General features: G+C 58.3%; 13 protein-coding genes. 5 read left to right on the top strand and 8 right to left on the bottom strand.

Features of this window, described 5'->3' with window-relative positions:
• Nucleotides 1-83 precede the first annotated feature (83 nt).
• The 5 genes from ACWAT4_RS12290 to ACWAT4_RS12270 all read right to left on the bottom strand — a co-directional run bounded on the left by ACWAT4_RS12290 (nucleotide 84) and on the right by ACWAT4_RS12270 (nucleotide 5,344).
• Entirely contained in the window at nucleotides 84-941 is an 858-nt protein-coding gene (locus ACWAT4_RS12290; RefSeq protein ID WP_338310952.1) for an ATP-binding cassette domain-containing protein, read from the bottom strand.
• Nucleotides 934-1,809 carry an ABC transporter ATP-binding protein gene (locus tag ACWAT4_RS12285; RefSeq protein ID WP_338310953.1) on the bottom strand — a complete coding sequence of 292 codons (876 nt, stop codon included), beginning with the start codon at nucleotides 1,807-1,809 and terminating at the stop codon, nucleotides 934-936. Before ACWAT4_RS12285 ends, ACWAT4_RS12290 begins: the two co-directional genes overlap by 8 nt.
• Nucleotides 1,806-2,717, bottom strand: a complete 912-nt coding sequence (locus ACWAT4_RS12280) for an ABC transporter permease (RefSeq protein ID WP_338310954.1) — start codon at nucleotides 2,715-2,717, stop codon at nucleotides 1,806-1,808. Before ACWAT4_RS12280 ends, ACWAT4_RS12285 begins: the two co-directional genes overlap by 4 nt.
• Entirely contained in the window at nucleotides 2,710-3,717 is a 1,008-nt protein-coding gene (locus ACWAT4_RS12275; protein WP_449730645.1) for an ABC transporter permease, read from the bottom strand. The genes ACWAT4_RS12280 and ACWAT4_RS12275 overlap by 8 nt, the downstream gene beginning before the upstream one ends.
• Before the next feature lie 94 nt (nucleotides 3,718-3,811).
• Entirely contained in the window at nucleotides 3,812-5,344 is a 1,533-nt protein-coding gene (locus tag ACWAT4_RS12270) for an ABC transporter substrate-binding protein (RefSeq protein ID WP_338310958.1), read from the bottom strand.
• A gap of 257 nt (nucleotides 5,345-5,601) precedes the next feature.
• On the opposite strand from ACWAT4_RS12270, the gene ACWAT4_RS12265 reads away from it, so the two are divergent.
• Entirely contained in the window at nucleotides 5,602-7,752 is a 2,151-nt protein-coding gene (locus ACWAT4_RS12265; RefSeq protein ID WP_338310960.1) for an indolepyruvate ferredoxin oxidoreductase subunit alpha, read from the top strand.
• A 10-nt stretch (nucleotides 7,753-7,762) separates the two neighbouring features.
• Nucleotides 7,763-9,316 (top strand): indolepyruvate oxidoreductase subunit beta family protein, encoded by a 1,554-nt coding sequence (locus ACWAT4_RS12260; protein WP_449730644.1) that lies wholly within the window; start codon nucleotides 7,763-7,765, stop codon nucleotides 9,314-9,316.
• 597 nt (nucleotides 9,317-9,913) lie between these two features.
• Here ACWAT4_RS12260 and ACWAT4_RS12255 read toward each other — a convergent pair.
• On the bottom strand, nucleotides 9,914-10,942 hold the full coding sequence (locus tag ACWAT4_RS12255) for an NAD(P)H-dependent flavin oxidoreductase (RefSeq protein WP_449730643.1): 1,029 nt from the start codon (nucleotides 10,940-10,942) through the stop codon (nucleotides 9,914-9,916).
• Between the two features lie 294 nt (nucleotides 10,943-11,236).
• Here ACWAT4_RS12255 and ACWAT4_RS12250 point away from each other — a divergent pair, with 294 nt between their 5' ends.
• Nucleotides 11,237-12,283, top strand: a complete 1,047-nt coding sequence (locus ACWAT4_RS12250) for a helix-turn-helix domain-containing protein (RefSeq protein ID WP_449730642.1) — start codon at nucleotides 11,237-11,239, stop codon at nucleotides 12,281-12,283.
• A gap of 73 nt (nucleotides 12,284-12,356) precedes the next feature.
• On the opposite strand, the gene ACWAT4_RS12245 is transcribed toward ACWAT4_RS12250, so the two are convergent.
• Complete coding sequence (locus tag ACWAT4_RS12245; protein WP_449730641.1) at nucleotides 12,357-13,223, bottom strand: NmrA family NAD(P)-binding protein; 867 nt, start codon at nucleotides 13,221-13,223, stop codon at nucleotides 12,357-12,359.
• 848 nt (nucleotides 13,224-14,071) lie between these two features.
• Between ACWAT4_RS12245 and ACWAT4_RS12240 the strand changes: the two genes are divergently transcribed.
• Nucleotides 14,072-14,323 carry a hypothetical protein gene (locus ACWAT4_RS12240; RefSeq protein ID WP_449730640.1) on the top strand — a complete coding sequence of 84 codons (252 nt, stop codon included), beginning with the start codon at nucleotides 14,072-14,074 and terminating at the stop codon, nucleotides 14,321-14,323.
• Between the two features lie 120 nt (nucleotides 14,324-14,443).
• On the top strand, nucleotides 14,444-15,226 hold the full coding sequence (locus ACWAT4_RS12235) for a cyclase family protein (RefSeq protein WP_449731202.1): 783 nt from the start codon (nucleotides 14,444-14,446) through the stop codon (nucleotides 15,224-15,226).
• Between the two features lie 321 nt (nucleotides 15,227-15,547).
• Here ACWAT4_RS12235 and ACWAT4_RS12230 read toward each other — a convergent pair whose 3' ends face one another.
• On the bottom strand, nucleotides 15,548-16,294 hold the full coding sequence (locus ACWAT4_RS12230) for a fumarylacetoacetate hydrolase family protein (protein WP_449730639.1): 747 nt from the start codon (nucleotides 16,292-16,294) through the stop codon (nucleotides 15,548-15,550).
• Nucleotides 16,295-16,332 lie beyond the last annotated feature (38 nt).

Genomic DNA, 16,332 nt, shown 5'->3' with positions numbered 1-16,332 from the left:
CTTCGCGTTCCATCATGGATGATGCGATCTCGGCGCAACGATCGCAAATCCGGCGCCGAGGGTGCCGCTTCCGCGTACGCTGATCAGATCGTCAAAGATCCTTCGCTGATTTCCTCCAAGCGTCCTCGATTGAGCCAACCCGCGTCGATGCACGGCAGCGGGATGGCATCGATGAGAAGTTGGGTGTATGGATCCTTGGGGTGCGCGAAAACCTCGTCGCATCGTCCGTGCTCGACGATCACTCCGTGACGCATGACGTACACGCGGTCGCAGACCGATCGGATCACTGAGAGATCGTGACTGATAAAGGCCATAGCGAGCCCCATCTCGCGTGAGAGCGCCTTGAGAAGGTTCAGGGTCTGGGCCTGCGTTGATACGTCGAGACCAGAAACGATCTCATCGGCGAGGACGAAATCGGGCTCGAGCAACGCCGCGCGCGCGATTCCGACACGCTGCCGTTGCCCACCTGACAGCTCGTGCGGAGCGCGATCCAAGCAACTCAACGGCAGGGCGACCCGTTCGAAAAATCGCCGCACGCGGCGCTCCGCGTCAACCTTACTCGTCGCGACGCGATGGAAAAGTAGAGGTTCGGTCAATATCTGGCGTATGCTTCGCCGAGGATTGAGCGAACTCATAGGATCCTGAAATATCATCTGCATGCGGCGCCGCAGCGGAACGATCTGGGACTCCGGCAGATGTGTTATGTTTCTTCCGTCGAAAGTGATGTTGCCGGCGGCGACCTCAGTCAGCCTCAGAAGTGCTCGACCCAGCGTCGATTTTCCTGACCCGGACTCGCCGACGATCCCAACTGTTTCGTGGCGCCCGATATGGATATCGACGCCATGAAGCACCTTTACTCCGCGGGTCTCGCCGCGTCCGACGCGACGGCGTGCCCCGTAGACGACTTCGATGCCGTTCGCTGCGATCAAGGCCTCAGGCATGATTTCTTCCGTCAGACGCGAAGATATCCGCCCGCAGGGAATTGATGATCCCGTCGGGCACCGGCTGAAGCCCGGCACCCGGCCGATCGTAGCGTGGACCTGCTGCGATCAACGCCTTGGTGTAGGGATGCTTAGGTGCTTCCAGCATCTCTGTCGTGGTCCCGGTTTCGACGACGCGCCCTTCGAAGAGGAGCGTCACCCGATCGCAGATCTGAGCAACCACACCAAGGTCATGAGTGACGAACATAATTGCCGTGCGGTGATGCGCCTGAAGATCCCGCATCAGGCGCAAGACGTGCTTCTGAACAGTGACGTCAAGGGCGGTGGTCGGCTCGTCCGCGATGATGAGCTTCGGCTCGAGAGCGAAGGCTGCAGCGATAAGAATGCGTTGGCGCATTCCTCCGGAGAGTTCATGCGGGAAGGAGCGCATGACGCGTTCGGGCTCGCGGATCCGCACCTCTTCGAGCAACTGAAGGGCCCGAACTCGTGCCTGTCGCCACGGCAGCTTGCGGCGCAGACGTAGACCGTCCGTAAGCTGACGCTCGATCCGACGCCCGGGATTCAGGGCGGTGAGCGGATCCTGCGGTATCAAGGCAATCTGATCACCGAATATCCGATTGAGCTCACGCTCGGGGAGTTCCCTAAGGTCGCGCCCATCGAATACGATACGCCCGGAGGCTATTCGCACTGTCCGAGGCAGTATCCCTAGCAACGCCTTTGCTATCGTCGACTTACCGGCCCCGCTTTCACCAACCAACCCGAGTGTCTGGCCGGGCGCGATGTCGAGGCTGACCCCGCGAAGAATCGGTCGACCGCCGAAAACCGAGATCGCATTCAAGTCGCGGATTCTGAGCATCGAGTCGGTCATCTTTTCAATACCGGATCGAGAGCCCGGCGCAGTCCCTCGCCCAACTGATTGAAGGACAGTACCGTGGCAAACAGAGCGGCAAGCGGCGCAGCCAGAACCCACCAGGTCTGATGAATATATTGACGGCCCTCGGCGATCATCCCGCCCCATGTCGGCGTGTCCGAGGAAACCGAGAGACCCACGAAAGAGAGAATTCCCTCGACGATCACGGCTATGCCCATCTCGAGGCTTACAAGCGCCAGCAGCGCTGGCATGATGTTGGGAAGGATCTCTCGGAGGAGGATGTGGAGACGCCGATAGCCGACTGCGCGAGCGGCAAGTACATAGTCCTCCTGCGCTTGCGCCAGCGTTTCCGCGCGAATCACCCGGCAAAATCTCGTCCAATCAATAATGGCGATGGCGGCGATCACGGAGGTAACTCCGGAGCCGATCACGGCTACCAGCAAGATGGACAGCAGCACCGGGGGAAACGACATCCAGATATCGACCAATCTGGAGATTGCAGCGTCCACCACGCCTCGATACCAGCCGGCCAGCAGCCCGAGCATCGTGCCGACGATCGCAGCGAGGCCCGCGGCCACGAACGCGACGATCAGGGCGATCCGGGTCCCGTAGATGAGCCTCGACAAGACATCTCTTCCAAGATTGTCTGTTCCGAGCCGATAACCCGGCTCTGCATTGGCGAAGCCTGCGGGTGGAAGCGCCGTGGCCATCAAGTCCTGATCCAGCGGGTTGTGCGGCGCGATGTACGGAGCCAGGATAGCCACAATCGCGAGCAAAAGTACGAATCCACCGCCGATCGCAATCTTCGGCTCGGTCGCCAATGCCCTCAGGCGATGCCACGAGCCATGGCCGGATTGCGCTTGAAGCACCTTCGTGAGTTCGGAAAAAGAGACGGTCTCATCCATGACGCAGCCTAGGATTGAAGACGAGCTGCAGAAAATCGACCAGCATGTTGACCACGATGAAGATCACGGCAAAAACGAGGACGAGCCCTTGGATGAGAGGAAGGTCGCGGTTGATGACGGCGTCGATTGCCATATTTCCGATCCCCGGGTAGGCGAAGATCCGTTCTGTGATGACGGTTCCGCCGACCAGGAATGTGAACTGGACGCCAGTCAGCGCGAGTGTCGGTCCCACCGCGTTTCCCAGTGCTTCTTGAAGCACCAGGCGCAACTGCGACATCCCTTTCAGCTTTGCCAGCAGAACGTAGTCCTGAGCCATCGCTTCGACGAGTGAGCCCTTCAACACGCGAGCGATCACGGCGCCGAGGGGCAAACCCAATGCGAGAACTGGCAGCACGAGATGGCGGCAAAGATCCCAAAACACGTCGGACCGAAGCCGCAGAAGGCTCTCCGTCCAAAAGAACGGGGTGACCATGCCCGAGGCCACACCTGGATTCAGGCGCCCGGAGAGCGGAAGCACTGGCCAGAGCACACCGAGGAGCAACGCGAGAGCGAGAGCCCAGACGAAATCCGGCACGGCGAGCAAAAGTCCGTTGACGGCGTCGATCAGGTCCTCAACCCACGAATTGCGCCAGACGGTTCCGATGAGGGCAACCGTGCCGCCAACGAGAGCAGCAAGCTCCAGAGCGGCAATACAAAGCTCGAGCGTTGCCGGCAGCCGCTCGAGGAGCACCTCCATAACGCTTCGACGAAGCGAAATGGAAACCCCAAGATCTCCGCTCAACAGCGCCTTGAGCCAAATGCCGAATTGCGAGAGCAGGCTACCATCGAGCCCGTAATGAGCGCGCAGTGCAGCAACGTCGCTCGCGCTTGCGCCAGGAGAAATCATCATCGCCACCGGATCACCCGGAACGATTCGAAGCAGCACGAAGACTACGATCGCCACTCCTGCGAGCGTACCGGCTGCCGTGGTCAGTCGCCGAGCAAGGGCCATCGCAATCATTGCCGAAGCCTCGGTTTGCCCGTGCCGGCCAAGGCCGACACGGGACGTCCGAAGACTTGTGTCGCAAGCCGTGCGGCGCCAACATCGTTTGCGTTCACGGGCGCGCCACAAGCGTCGGCTGCAGCGCGCCCGATGTGTTGGGCGAGACCCTCAGCTCAGACTTGTAGACGATCGGCTGAACATACTGCAGCAGCGGGATGACGTAGCCTTGTTCTGCGATGTACCTGTCGACGGCCTTCCAGCCCTCGATGCGCTTGCTTTCGTCCTTTTCGCCCCAGAGCGGACCGATCTTAGCATCGAGATCCTCCGTCTTCCAAGCTGAGTGTGGCGAGGGACCGAACATGGCGAAGCCCGTTGAGGATGTCGGGTCGGCGATCGCATTGCCCCAATTGTAGAAGGCAGCCGGCGCCAGCTTGTGGGTGGTGCGAAGCTCGAAGTGTTTGGCAATCTCGTAGACCTCGATTTCTGCCTCGATGCCGACTTTGCGCCACATGCCGACGATCGCCTGGATCATCTCGAAATCTTTGGGCTTGAAGCCGCGCGTTGTCTGGATCGTGAACTTGACCGGCTTCTCCGGCGAATAGCCTGAGGCCTTGAGCAGTTCGACGGCCCTTTTTGGGTCATACTGCGTTCTGATCGAAGGATCGTAGGCCGAATACTCAGGAGCCTCGAGCGTATCAATCGGCACGCCGTAGCCACGCAGCAGACGGCTGACGATCGCCTTCTTGTCGATGGCATGGATCGCCGCCAAACGAACGTTCTTGTCGAGCATCACGTCCTTGTTGGTGATGAAGATCATGCCGATATCTGAGATTGGCGCTGCCACGCCGGCAAGACCCTGCTTGTTGATCAACCGGTCATACTCCTCATAGGACACCTCCAGCGTGATGTCGGATGAACCGGATTCGATCTCAGCCACGCGGGTGGTGGCGTCGGGCATGAACTTGAAAATCACAGTCTGGAAGGCCGGCTTGGGGCCCCAGTAGTTCGGATTAGCCTTCAAGCGCAGGAACGCGTTGCCGGAGTATTCCTCGACCATAAAAGGACCCGTCCCGATTGGCTTCTTCTCGAAGCCTTCCGCGCCCACCTTCTCGTAATAGGCCTTCGGCAGCACGTAGCCGGTGAGGAACGCCATCCACATGAAGAATGTTGGCTCGTACCGGACGACGTCAGCCGTGATCCGATTTCCGTCAATCTTGTAGTTTGCGGCAGTTGCCCAGATGAACTGGACCGGGTTGCCTCCGTCCTTTCTTGCTGCGCGCTCAAGCGAAAACACAACGTCTTCCGGACTGAAGCGCGATCCATCGTGCCAAGTTACGCCGCTTCTGACATCCATCCAGAGCCTGGTCTTGTCTTCGTTCCATCCCCACCCAGTCAGAAGTCCAGGCTGAAACGCGAGATCCGGCTTCTGGCCGATGTACTGGTCGAAGATCGAGCGGTAGATCGCCTGGATCGTCGGATTGACGGAGGATGGACCGGACGTCGGATCGAACGACGGAACGTTGACGTTGAATGCGATCGTCAGCGTATCCTTGGCGGCGGCGATGGCACGCGAATTTGCGAAAAGTACTTCGCTCAAAAAAGCGCTCGCACCCAATGCGAGCGACTGACGCCTGGTCAGCAGCACGGTCCCCTCCCTCGTACCAGGCCATCGGACGCCATCATCATATGCGGTCGCGTCACAAGCTCGGCCATTTGCTTTAGGTCTAAACCATTGGAGCATAGCATGGCGCACCATTTTTTCAAGATGCATGAATATGGATTTATTTGACCTCCATGAAAGCCGCGTCATTTTGGGGAAAAATGCACAAAATCCCGAGTTTGTTTGACAGGCGATTTGGCAGGAAATATGCTTATGCAACTAATTCGAAAGGGAAGCAGCTCATGGCGGAGCGGTCGTTCGAGCGCGAGGTTCAGGATCTACGACTTGGCGAGGGAGAGGTTTTTCGGGGCGAAGGCATACTCGCCATCACGAAAGCTCTTCTGCAGTCCGGCGTGTCCTATGTGGCCGGTTACCCAGGGTCGCCCATTTCACACTTGATGGATGTGCTCGCCGACGCCAAGGACGTTATGGACGACCTGGGAGTGCATTTTGAGACTTCGGCTTCCGAAGCCGCGGCGGCGGCGACTCTGTCGGCCTCCGTGATGTATCCGTTGAGAGGCGCCGTGACCTGGAAGTCGACGGCCGGCACGAACGTCGCTGCAGATGCGCTCTCCAATCTATCGTCAGGTGGGGTCACTGGTGGCGCACTGATCATCATCGGTGAAGACTACGGCGAGGGCTCTTCCATCATGCAGGAGCGTAGCCACGCCTTCGCTATGAAATCCCAAATGTGGCTCTTGGATCCTCGGCCGAATCTGCCGATGTTGGTGCAGATGGTGGAGCAGGGCTTCGAGCTGTCCGAGGCCACCAACACGCCCGTAATGTTGCAGGTTCGCATTCGGACTTGCCACGTTCACGGACACTTCGTGGCCAAGGACAATAAGCGCCCTGCCTTCACCCTGCGGCAGGCGATGGAGAACCCGTCCCGCGACGTTAACCGCATCGTATTGCCGCCAGCTTCCTTCCTTCATGAGAAGGAAAAGTTGGAGAAGCGCTGGCCTGCGGCCATAGCGTTCGTCAAAAACAGACGCTTGAACGAATTCTTCGGAGCGAAGGAGGGTGACGTCGGGATTATCCTGCTCGGCGGCCTGTACAACACCGTCATGCGCGCATTGCAGCAACTCGGCTTGGCCGACGTCTACGGACAGTCCAAGATACCCCTCTACGTGCTGAACGTCGCCTACCCCATTATCGAAGACGAAATGGCGGACTTCTGCGCCGGCAAGTCGGCGGTCTTGATGATCGAGGAAGGCGCTCCCGACTTTCTCGAACAGGCACTCAATACACTACTGCGCAGGCGCGACCTGAATACGAAAGTCGGTGGCAAGAACGTCCTGCCAATGGGCGGAGAGTACACGGCGCCTGTGGTTGCAAAGGGCGTACGGGATTTCCTCCTGACGCATGCGCGTCCGCTGCTGGGAAATCAGCCCCCGATTCCTGATCCTTCCGCGATTCTAGCGCACGAGAAGGTGAAGACTCTGGCGGAGGTCGTTCCTCCGCGGCCGCCGGGCTTTTGTACTGGTTGCCCAGAGCGGCCTATCTTCGCCGCTCTGAAGTTGACCGAGAAGGAGCTTGGGTCTCATCACATTTCCGCGGATATCGGCTGCCATCTGTTTTCGATTCTGCCGCCTTTCAACATCGGTGGGACAACGATGGGCTACGGCCTCGGGCCGGCATCCGCCTCGGCGTTCAACGTCCCCGCGGATAAACGCGCCATCTCGATCATGGGTGACGGCGGCTTTTGGCACAACGGACTCGCCTCGTCTGTGGGCAACGCGGTATTTAACAAGCAAGACACCGTTATCGTCGTCGTCGACAATTTCTATTCCGCCGCGACCGGCGGGCAGGACATTCCCTCCTCGCGCGCGGACAATCCGCGGCGGAAGACTAAGAATTCGATCGTCGAAGCCGTGAAGGGAGTCGGCGCCACCTGGGTGAAGCAAATCGATCGGACTTACGACGTTGGGCGTCTGCGAGACACGTTCCGCGAGGCGTTGACGACCAAAGAGCCGGGTCCGAAGGTCATTGTGGCGTCTTCGGAATGCATGTTGAACAAGCAGCGCCGCGTAAAGCCCCAGTTCAACAGGAAGGTCGCCGCCGGCGAGCGCGCGGTGAAGGAGCGCTTCGGCGTCGATGAGGACATCTGCACCGGAGATCACGCCTGCATTCGCCTATCCGGCTGCCCATCGCTCTCGCTCAAGCATACGGACGATCCGTTGAAGGATGATCCCGTCGCTGCGATCGACAATAGCTGTGTTGGCTGTGGAAACTGCGGCGAGGTGTCTGAGGCGGCCGTGTTATGCCCCTCCTTCTATCGAGCAGACGTCATCTTCAACCCAACGCGATGGGACCGCTTCACGGCTAAGATGCGCGGTGCGGTGATTGGATGGATGCAGCGCCGCCGTGAGGCGCGACGTATCGTATTTTCGTGAGGATTCAGGAATGGACGCGTTGAGTCCGATGGCCGACCAACTTTCGCGCGAGAAGCCGCTCTCGATCGCCGTTTTGGCCATGGGTGGTCAAGGTGGCGGGGTACTGGCCGATTGGATTGTCGAGGTTGCCGAAGCCGAAGGCTGGGTGGCACAGTCAACTTCGGTACCCGGTGTGGCACAGCGTACCGGCGCGACCATCTACTATATCGAAGCTCTTCTACCACGGGATGGGGTATCACCTGTCCTGTCACTGATGCCGACGCCCGGTGACGTCGACGTGGTCATCGCCGCCGAGCTTATGGAGGCCGGGCGTTCGGTCTTGCGCGGTCTGGTCACCCCTGATCGCACGACCTTGATTGCCTCTACGCACCGGGCCTTTGCTGTCCTGGAGAAGGTAGCGCCGGGCGATGGCATAGGAGATCCTATCGCGGTCACGGAAGCAACTGACGTTGCCGCCCGAAAGGTTATCGCCTTCGATATGGAAGCACTTGCTCTTGCCAATGGAAGCATGATCTCCGCAGCCATGCTGGGGGCCCTGGCAGCGTCCGAGACGCTACCGTTCCCGAGGCAGACCTACGAGAAGATCATTGGAGGGGGCAACAAGGGAGCTGCTGCGAGTCTGAAGGCGTTTGCAGCCGCGTTCGACCGAACACGAACTGCCCCCCGCGAGACGCCTCGGCGAGGAGTTGAGAAGAGGTCAGATCCAATCCCGCCAAGCGCCGGTCATCCCAAGCTCGATGCGTTGCTGAGACGTCTGCGATCGGAGATCCCTGAGTCAGCTCAGCCGATCGCTTTCGTAGGCTTGAAGCGCTTAGTTGAATTTCAAAACATAGCATACGCACATACCTATCTAGATCGCCTGAAGCGACTGAGCGAACTCGATCGCAAGCATGGTGGCGAAGCGGCAGGATTTTCGTTCAGCCTGGAGGCCGCAAAGTATGTGGCGATCGCGATGGCATATGACGACGTCATCCGGGTCGCCGACATCAAGGTGAGATCCGCGCGTTTTACGAGAATGCGTAGGGAGATCGGCGCTAAGGATGATCAAATCGTCTATTCGACAGAATATCTTCACCCGCGCGCCGAAGAGATATGTGGCATGCTTCCCGCGCGATTGGGACAGTTTGTTGAAAGCCGTGGGCCGCTCTTTCGCGCATTGGATCGAATCGTCAATCGTGGCCGGCGCGTCGAGGTGCAGCGCCTAAGGGGCTTTCTCCAGCTCTTTGTCGTAGCGTCACTCCGTGGAACGAGGTTGGCCAGCCTTCGGCACAAGCGTGAGATTGATCATCTGGAGAAATGGCTCGCGATGGCTCGCGACGCCCTGCCGAAGAACTACCAACTCGCCGTGGAAATTCTGCGCTGCCGTCGACTGGTCAAAGGCTACTCGGACACTCACGCCCGGGGTCTGTCGAAATTCGATCGCGTCATGAATGTCGTTCCAGCTCTCCTGGCCCGAAATGACGGTGCCGATTGGCTCGATCGCCTGAAACGCGCAGCGCTTATGGACGAGGCTGGCGTCGAACTGGACGGCGCGATCAAGACAATCCAGGTGTCCTTGAATTAGGACGTTCCACTCGACTTCAGATCAAAACCTGATCATAGCTTTTCATATCGGCCTCATCGCCGGGACAAGGAAGGATGGCTAGGCAATGGCATTCCACCTTACCCTTTGGGGTGGCTTCGACGCGGAAAGTGACGGTAGGTGGCTGACCAAGGTTCGCTCGGAGAACGAGGATCCAGGGGAGAATGGTCTGATCGCAGACGTGGCGTCCGCACAGCATCATCCCGCTCGGATCGCTGTGCACACGTACGCGCGAGGTGGCTGGAGCAACGGCCGGGGCCTACCGCGAAGCGGGGGAATGACCGATTTGTCGCTGTGTCGGGAAAAGGCATTGGAGCTCGCCTCCGCGGAGCTGCGGCGTGTTTGCGAGACTTCGGTGCCGACCACATCCACGGAGGATCATACGGCCGGGAAGCCTAAATGCCATCTCAAGAGTCCTTCTCTTCAAGGCGAAGGCCCTCGCCTCGCCTTCTTCGTGCAAATGCATAATACGCTCCCAAATTCATCGATCGGGGGGCATGCTCTGGTTGAATGAGTTGCCCTCGCCCGAACTGCATGGAAGACGCGCATTGCGACCACCAGTTTCTACACGGACGCAAGCTATCCCCGGCTCGGGCTGAGCTTAGCGAGGATGTCGCCAGCCTCGCGCATCATCGCTTCGATAACCACAGCGGCCGGCTCGATCTTCTTGATAACCCCGACGCCCTGCCCACTGCATACCGGCATCTGCTCTATGTCGGCAACGGCAGACGCCACCGGAACATAGGCGCCGAAGCGTCGCAAGACGATATGTTGACCGGCCAAGGTCATCTCACCAACGACAGGCTGTGACTCGAGATCAGTCGGAACCGCATTCTCGCGGTGCGCCCACTCACCCACAAGCTTGTTGGCGACGACACGCATTGGGTTGAAGCCACCCATCTGCCGGCCCCAAAGGCTGCTCAACGTCGTTTCCGTACCGTTAGCGGTCATCAGGCGTTCCTTGTACTCAGCGGAGACATCCGCCTCTGTCGTCGCTACCATTCGCGTGCCAACCCAGACGCCGTCAGCACCCAAAGCCAACGCTGCAGCGACACCTCGACCGTCGGAAATGCCTCCCGAGGCGAGAACGAGCGCGGGGGCAACCGCATCAACAATCTCCGGCACAAGCACGAAGGTCGGAAGCGTGCCGTAGTTGTGCCCGCCAGCCTCGGTCCCTTGCGCGACTATCACATCGATGCCGTCACCTGCTGCGCGGCGCGCGTTGTCGACCGAACCAACCTGCTCCCAAATCTTGCACCCGGCTCGATGCAGGCGCTCGATCCACTCTGAACGAGGGTGCCCCCAATGAAAGGAGACGATTGCAGGCTTCAGCTCCTCGCAAAGGGCGATGTGGCTCTCGTCGGTCAAGAACGTGATGAAGTTGAGGTTCAAAGGCGCGTCGACCGCCGCGCGGATCGTCGCGACATGGTGAGCTACGAGCGGGGCCGGAAGCGGGCCAACACCGAATGCGCCGACGCCTCCGGCTTTACCGACTGCGATCGGGAGAGCCGGCGTTGAACCAGCAAAGGCCATTCCGGCGCAGGCGAAGGGATAGCGTACTCCGTATTCGCGAGTGAATCTCGTTTCGATTGTGTGTTGAGCGGCCATGGGGTCCCTTGGGAAAATGAGCCAACAGTACGGGTTGAGCGGAGACAGCTAGCGGATGAGCTTGCGATGCCTTTCAAGCAGATGTGCGATATCCTCACATGTGAGCGGATCGAAATTCACGGCAGTGTAATCCACCTTGAACGGGTGCCGTCGCAAACGTTGCATTGCAGAAAAAGCTCTGCCCGGAGGGCGGCAACGACGCGCTGCAACGACAGGGTAAGCCCTGAGAAGCGCACAACATCGTCGACTCCGGATTGAAGTTGATGCTAGTCTCGGAACAGGGAGGAGGAAGCCGTGCCCTGCGACGAGCTTCAATATTATCCGGCGCCAAATGCGCCGGCTTGGACCACCGTGCTTGATTCTTTGGCACTGCGCGCAAGTGCGCATCAGCAAGATGCTTCGGCTCCGTTTGCTGGCGCTAAGCACAGCGCGGATGCTGACGTTGATGCGTGGCAACAACGACTTCGCAGGACCTTTTGCGATCTGGAAATCGAACCCTATAGGCCGAGCAAGTTTTCGGCCCGTCTGAGTACTTTGGACAGAGGCGAGTTGAAAGTCTCTTTTCTCCTTGCGCCGGGCCAGACTGCTACTCGTTCGATGACGGGGATTCGCAGAGCGCCTGTTGAGACGTTTTTTCTAAATATTCACCTGCACGGAAACGGCTTCGTGGAGCATCGCGACGGCGTATCACAAGTTTACGCAGGCGAGGCCGTGTTGATTGATGCAATGCAACCGTACAGGATAAACTATCGCGATCCGTTCCGCGCGGCGTGCATCCAATTTCCGCAGAGCTGGCTCAGAGAACGTTGCGACAACAACCTCGACTCTTCGATTGCAAGACGGTTACCGGCAGGCACAGGCGCGCCGCGTGTGCTAGCTGCCGCCGTAGAGACGCTGATTGAGTCTAATGCACCAGGATCCACAGACGACATCTCGGTCGAACTTTTCCTGGACGTGCTTACTACCAGTCTCAAAGGGGCCGAATGTGGCAACAATTCACTGGCTCCCGGAGTGGCAATGCGCGAGGGACTTCTGCGTCGTTATTTGGCGCAGACCTATCGAGAGGAATGCCTAACACCGGCAATGGCGGCGGCAGCCTTGGGCTGGTCAGTTCGCAACCTGCACAAGATCTGCCAGGACAGCGGAACGAGCTTCGGCAAGATGTTGCTCAATATAAGATTGGCGGCTTCCACACAAAAGCTCGTTTCAGCCAGGCAAGGTCACCAACAGATTTCAGAACTTGCGCTGGAATGCGGGTTTCGCGATATCTCTCACTTCTGTCGTGCGTTTAAGCAGCGTTACGGCTTGAGCCCGAGCCGATACGCGCTGTATCACAGGTGATCGCTTACACAGGGCGGAAACAAGAGTAGCGGGGCTCGCTACTCATTGGCTGCCATCGACGTGAACAGGTCGACTATCGGAATTGATCAATCGCCTTATCGAGATATGCGCCCAAACCGAGCGGTCGTCGACCGATCAGCTCGCTTAAGTCGGCTCTCACGTTTGCTTCGTCGCCCGCAGCGCACGCTTGGGCGACTCCAGAAACCAGGCTGGCATAGCTCCACGACATCCGGCCAAACGTACACAGCATTGTCTTGAACAACAGATGGGGCGGGTTGACGTGACGAATCCTTCGCCCGAGCCTTTCACTGAGCGCTGCGCACACCTGACTCATGGTCCAGGCTTCCGGCCCGGTAAGGATAAAGGTTTTCCCAGAAAGCGATGGGTCGAGCACGACGCGCGCAGCAGCGGCGCCAATGTCCCTAACATCGACAAAGGCGACGGCCCCACCATGGGTTGGAAGCGGAAATACATTTTGCTTCCGGACGGGATCGCGGAACAGTGCGAGAGACTGGAGGAAGAAGGTCGGCTGCAAGATTACCCAACTTAAACCTGACCTCTTGAGATGATCCTCGATGGCGCCATGAGCAACACCGACGCTAACCCGTGGCGTCAGACTCGCGGTGATTGCCGATATTTTGATAATGCGCGGCTTCGTCGCGGCCTTTGCCCAGTCGATCAAGCGAATCTCCCGCTCGGCATGCCCTGGATCGTCGCCGGTGGTGAGCACCAGGTCCGTGACGCCGTCCAAGGCTCGGACCACGTCATCGCGATCTTCGAAGTGTCCCTGTCGAACATCTATGGTCGAACTCGCAAATTTTTGTAAGGCTTCGGGACGACGCGCGAGCACCCGAATGGGATGCGAGCCAACGCCTCCCTCCAAGAGCGAGCCGAGAATACATGTCCCGACCTGGCCCGTTGCTCCTAGGATGAGGATCATCGAAGCTTTCTCCTGAGCTGCCCGGTAACGTTCTCTGACGCTGGCCAAACGACGGCCAGAGATCGCTCGGCGCTCGCGTAGGCTCATGTTAGTCGGACTGAATTTGCGGTAAAGAGAGCGCGCTTTTGCTGCCATCAGCCGGTCGCTACCGTCCCCGATGGCAAATCGCTAACGACGTTCAGCGCGATCTCTACGAATCCACAGTGGCTTAGCTGATACCGCAGCGCTCCACCGACTGGCGGTTTCGCGCAACGAACTTCTAAGTCCGGGCGAGATCTGCAGCGTCAATCAATATTCTATGCGTCTCCAGCAAAGAGATTTCTCAGGACGAAAGATGAGATCGGCGTCAACATGGCGATGGACGCGAGTGGCGGCATCTTCCGAAGGGGGACCCGCCAGAAGCCCGAAGTCAAATGTGCTTCATTCGCCAATATTCTAGGACCAAAAGCCAACCTCCATCCATATCGTGCTGAGGAAGCGACTACACGTTTGGCTGCAACTTCGCAAATTGCCCATCCAAGCCGGCGTCACGCGCCGCATTTCGTTTGGACAAGATACCGCGTTTCACAAGTGACCGATGGCACTCAAATTGCGCATCAGGAGGGTCCTTTTCCCGCATCCACTTGGCCCCAGAAGCGACGAATTCCCCATCGTCAGAGCTCAGATTTGCCTCGTGGAGCGCGATAACTTCCCTTCCCTCGCTCCGGAACACCTTACGGACGTCCAAGCTTTCAACGACCCATTCCTCCAGTCCGGCGCCGGAATTTTCGGGAAAACACTCAGGCGAGTTCGATACAACACCTTGTGTATCTACTGAAATATCCTATGATGTTCCTGCGGACAACAAATTGCCGGCTGCGCGTAACGTGCCTGCGCTCGACTGCGGCGTTGTCTGGGACGAAATCGACCTGCTCGAGTGGATTGCCATAAACGCTGACGTCAAGGCCAACGGGTTCGGCCACATCAATTTGGAGAAGCTCGCGAAAGCCTTTGATTTCATCAACTTCAACGTACAGGTCACTGGCAGCAAACTCGACGCCGCGCAAACCTATGCGACGGGATTTTTGCCTCAGACGCCGATCCTGGCCGATCAGAAATAGTGGCCGATGTCCGAAACCTTCGTCGACAGAACGCGAGAGTCGTTCGTCACGGCACCGAGAGTTCTGATCGATGGCCGATCAGCACACATCGTCCACCTTTCGACCAACCAAGGAAACCCAATGCGGAAGAACCACCTCCTTTTAGACTTGGTGAACGCAATGTCTTCAGAGGAAATCCGCATTGTGGATCTGACGTTCACGCTTAGCCCGGATTTTCCAACCATTCTCCTCCCGCCAGAACTTGGCCAAGCTGCTCCAGTTCGCATCGAGGAGATTTCGCACTACGACGCGCGCGGCCCAGGACACTATTGGAACAACCTGTCGTTCGGCGAGCACGTTGGAACCCATTTTGATGCACCGATCCATTGGTATACAGGTAAGGACTTGCCGTCCAATTCGGTCGATACGATGCCGCTGAAGGACATGATTGCACCTGCCTGCGTGATCGACTGTGCCGAGCAGGCCGAGCAGGATCCCGATTTTCTTCTCACGGTGCCCATTGTCGAGGCTTGGGAAGCGCAGCACGGGCGCATCCCTGAACGAAATTGGGTCTTTCTTAGGAGCGGCTGGGCGAAGAAGGACTTTCGCGCTTATGCGAATCTTCGAGATGATGGGGCTCACACCCCGGGACCAAACGCCGAAGTCATGAAATGGCTCGTGGAGCATCGTGAGATCGTGGGGTTCGGCACCGAGACAATCGGAACGGACGCGGGGCAAGCCGGACATCTCGTTCCGCCCTACCCGGCACATCACTATCTGCACGGTGCGGGACGGTACGGGCTACAATGTCTCTGCAACCTCGACCAACTCCCAGTGACGGGAGCCGTTATCATTGCCTCACCACTCAAGATCAGGAATGGCTCGGGTAGTCCACTTCGCGTCCTTGCTTTGATTTCGAATTGAAGGGAGAAGGATTACGGAACGCAGGGCAAATGCACGCCTCGGCCACGTGAGCGGCTTATCCAAGACCCCTGCTCCTGCCATTCTCATTTCGATAAGTCGATCCTGGAGGTTCTTCGATCGACGCCAAGCCATCAAGAGTAGCCGGCATCAACAATCATGATGACGTTGTGCGAACCTGACGACCCGATGCTGGAGGTGATCTCACATGTCAAGCGACGACTTCAATAGCCAGCACCGCTCTGTCCAGATGAGGCCGCGAATCCAGATAGGACCGCCCTGATCTGTCGTGCGGCAATCCCCTCGGATTGAAGCAAACGCCAATTAAGTGAACCGCAGCGCCACGCTACCTAGCTGTCCGAAATCTGCGTGGAAGACGTCTCCTTGTTCAGCGAAGGCGACCCGAATGAACGATCCGGTCAAGATCGTCTGGCCTGGCGTCATCGCAATTCCGAACGAGCCGAGCTTATTGGCGAGCCAAGCTACGCCCATTGCCGGGTGCCCCAACACTCCAGCGGCCAATCCGGTCTCCTCAACCTCACCATTTTTATGAAGAATGCAGCCCGACCAGCGCAGATCAACTTCTTGAGGTTTGACAGGCCGTCCACCGAGCACAATGCCAGCCGATGCGCCATTATCGGAAATCGTATCGAAGATACTGCGAGGATCTTGAATGCGAGCATCCACAACCTCAATAGCGGGGATAACATACTCTGTCGCCCTTAGCGCATCGACTAAACGCACACCCGGTCCTTTGAGAGAAGAGCCAAGGACGAAGGCTAGTTCGGCCTCGACACGCGGGACGCAATACTGTTTGCGAGGGACGGCTCCTCCTTCCGGGATCAGCATCTCTTCGAGCAGATACCCGTAATCAGGCTCTTCGATCTTCGACGAGCGCTGCATCGCTTTGGATGTGAGACCGACCTTATATCCAATGAGCTTCGATCCCGATGCTAGTCGACGCCGGTTTAGCTCGGCAGAGATCTCATATGCGTCCTCGAACGTTACGTCGGGAAAGATCTTTGAAATCTGTGTTGCCTGTTGCTTTGACTGGTAAGCTGCAAGCAACATCTCAACCGCTCTAGATCGGTCCGCTTCTATCACGGCAC

Source organism: Bradyrhizobium sp. T-1 (assembly GCF_053592855.1).
This window is presented reverse-complemented; position numbering and strand designations above follow the sequence as displayed.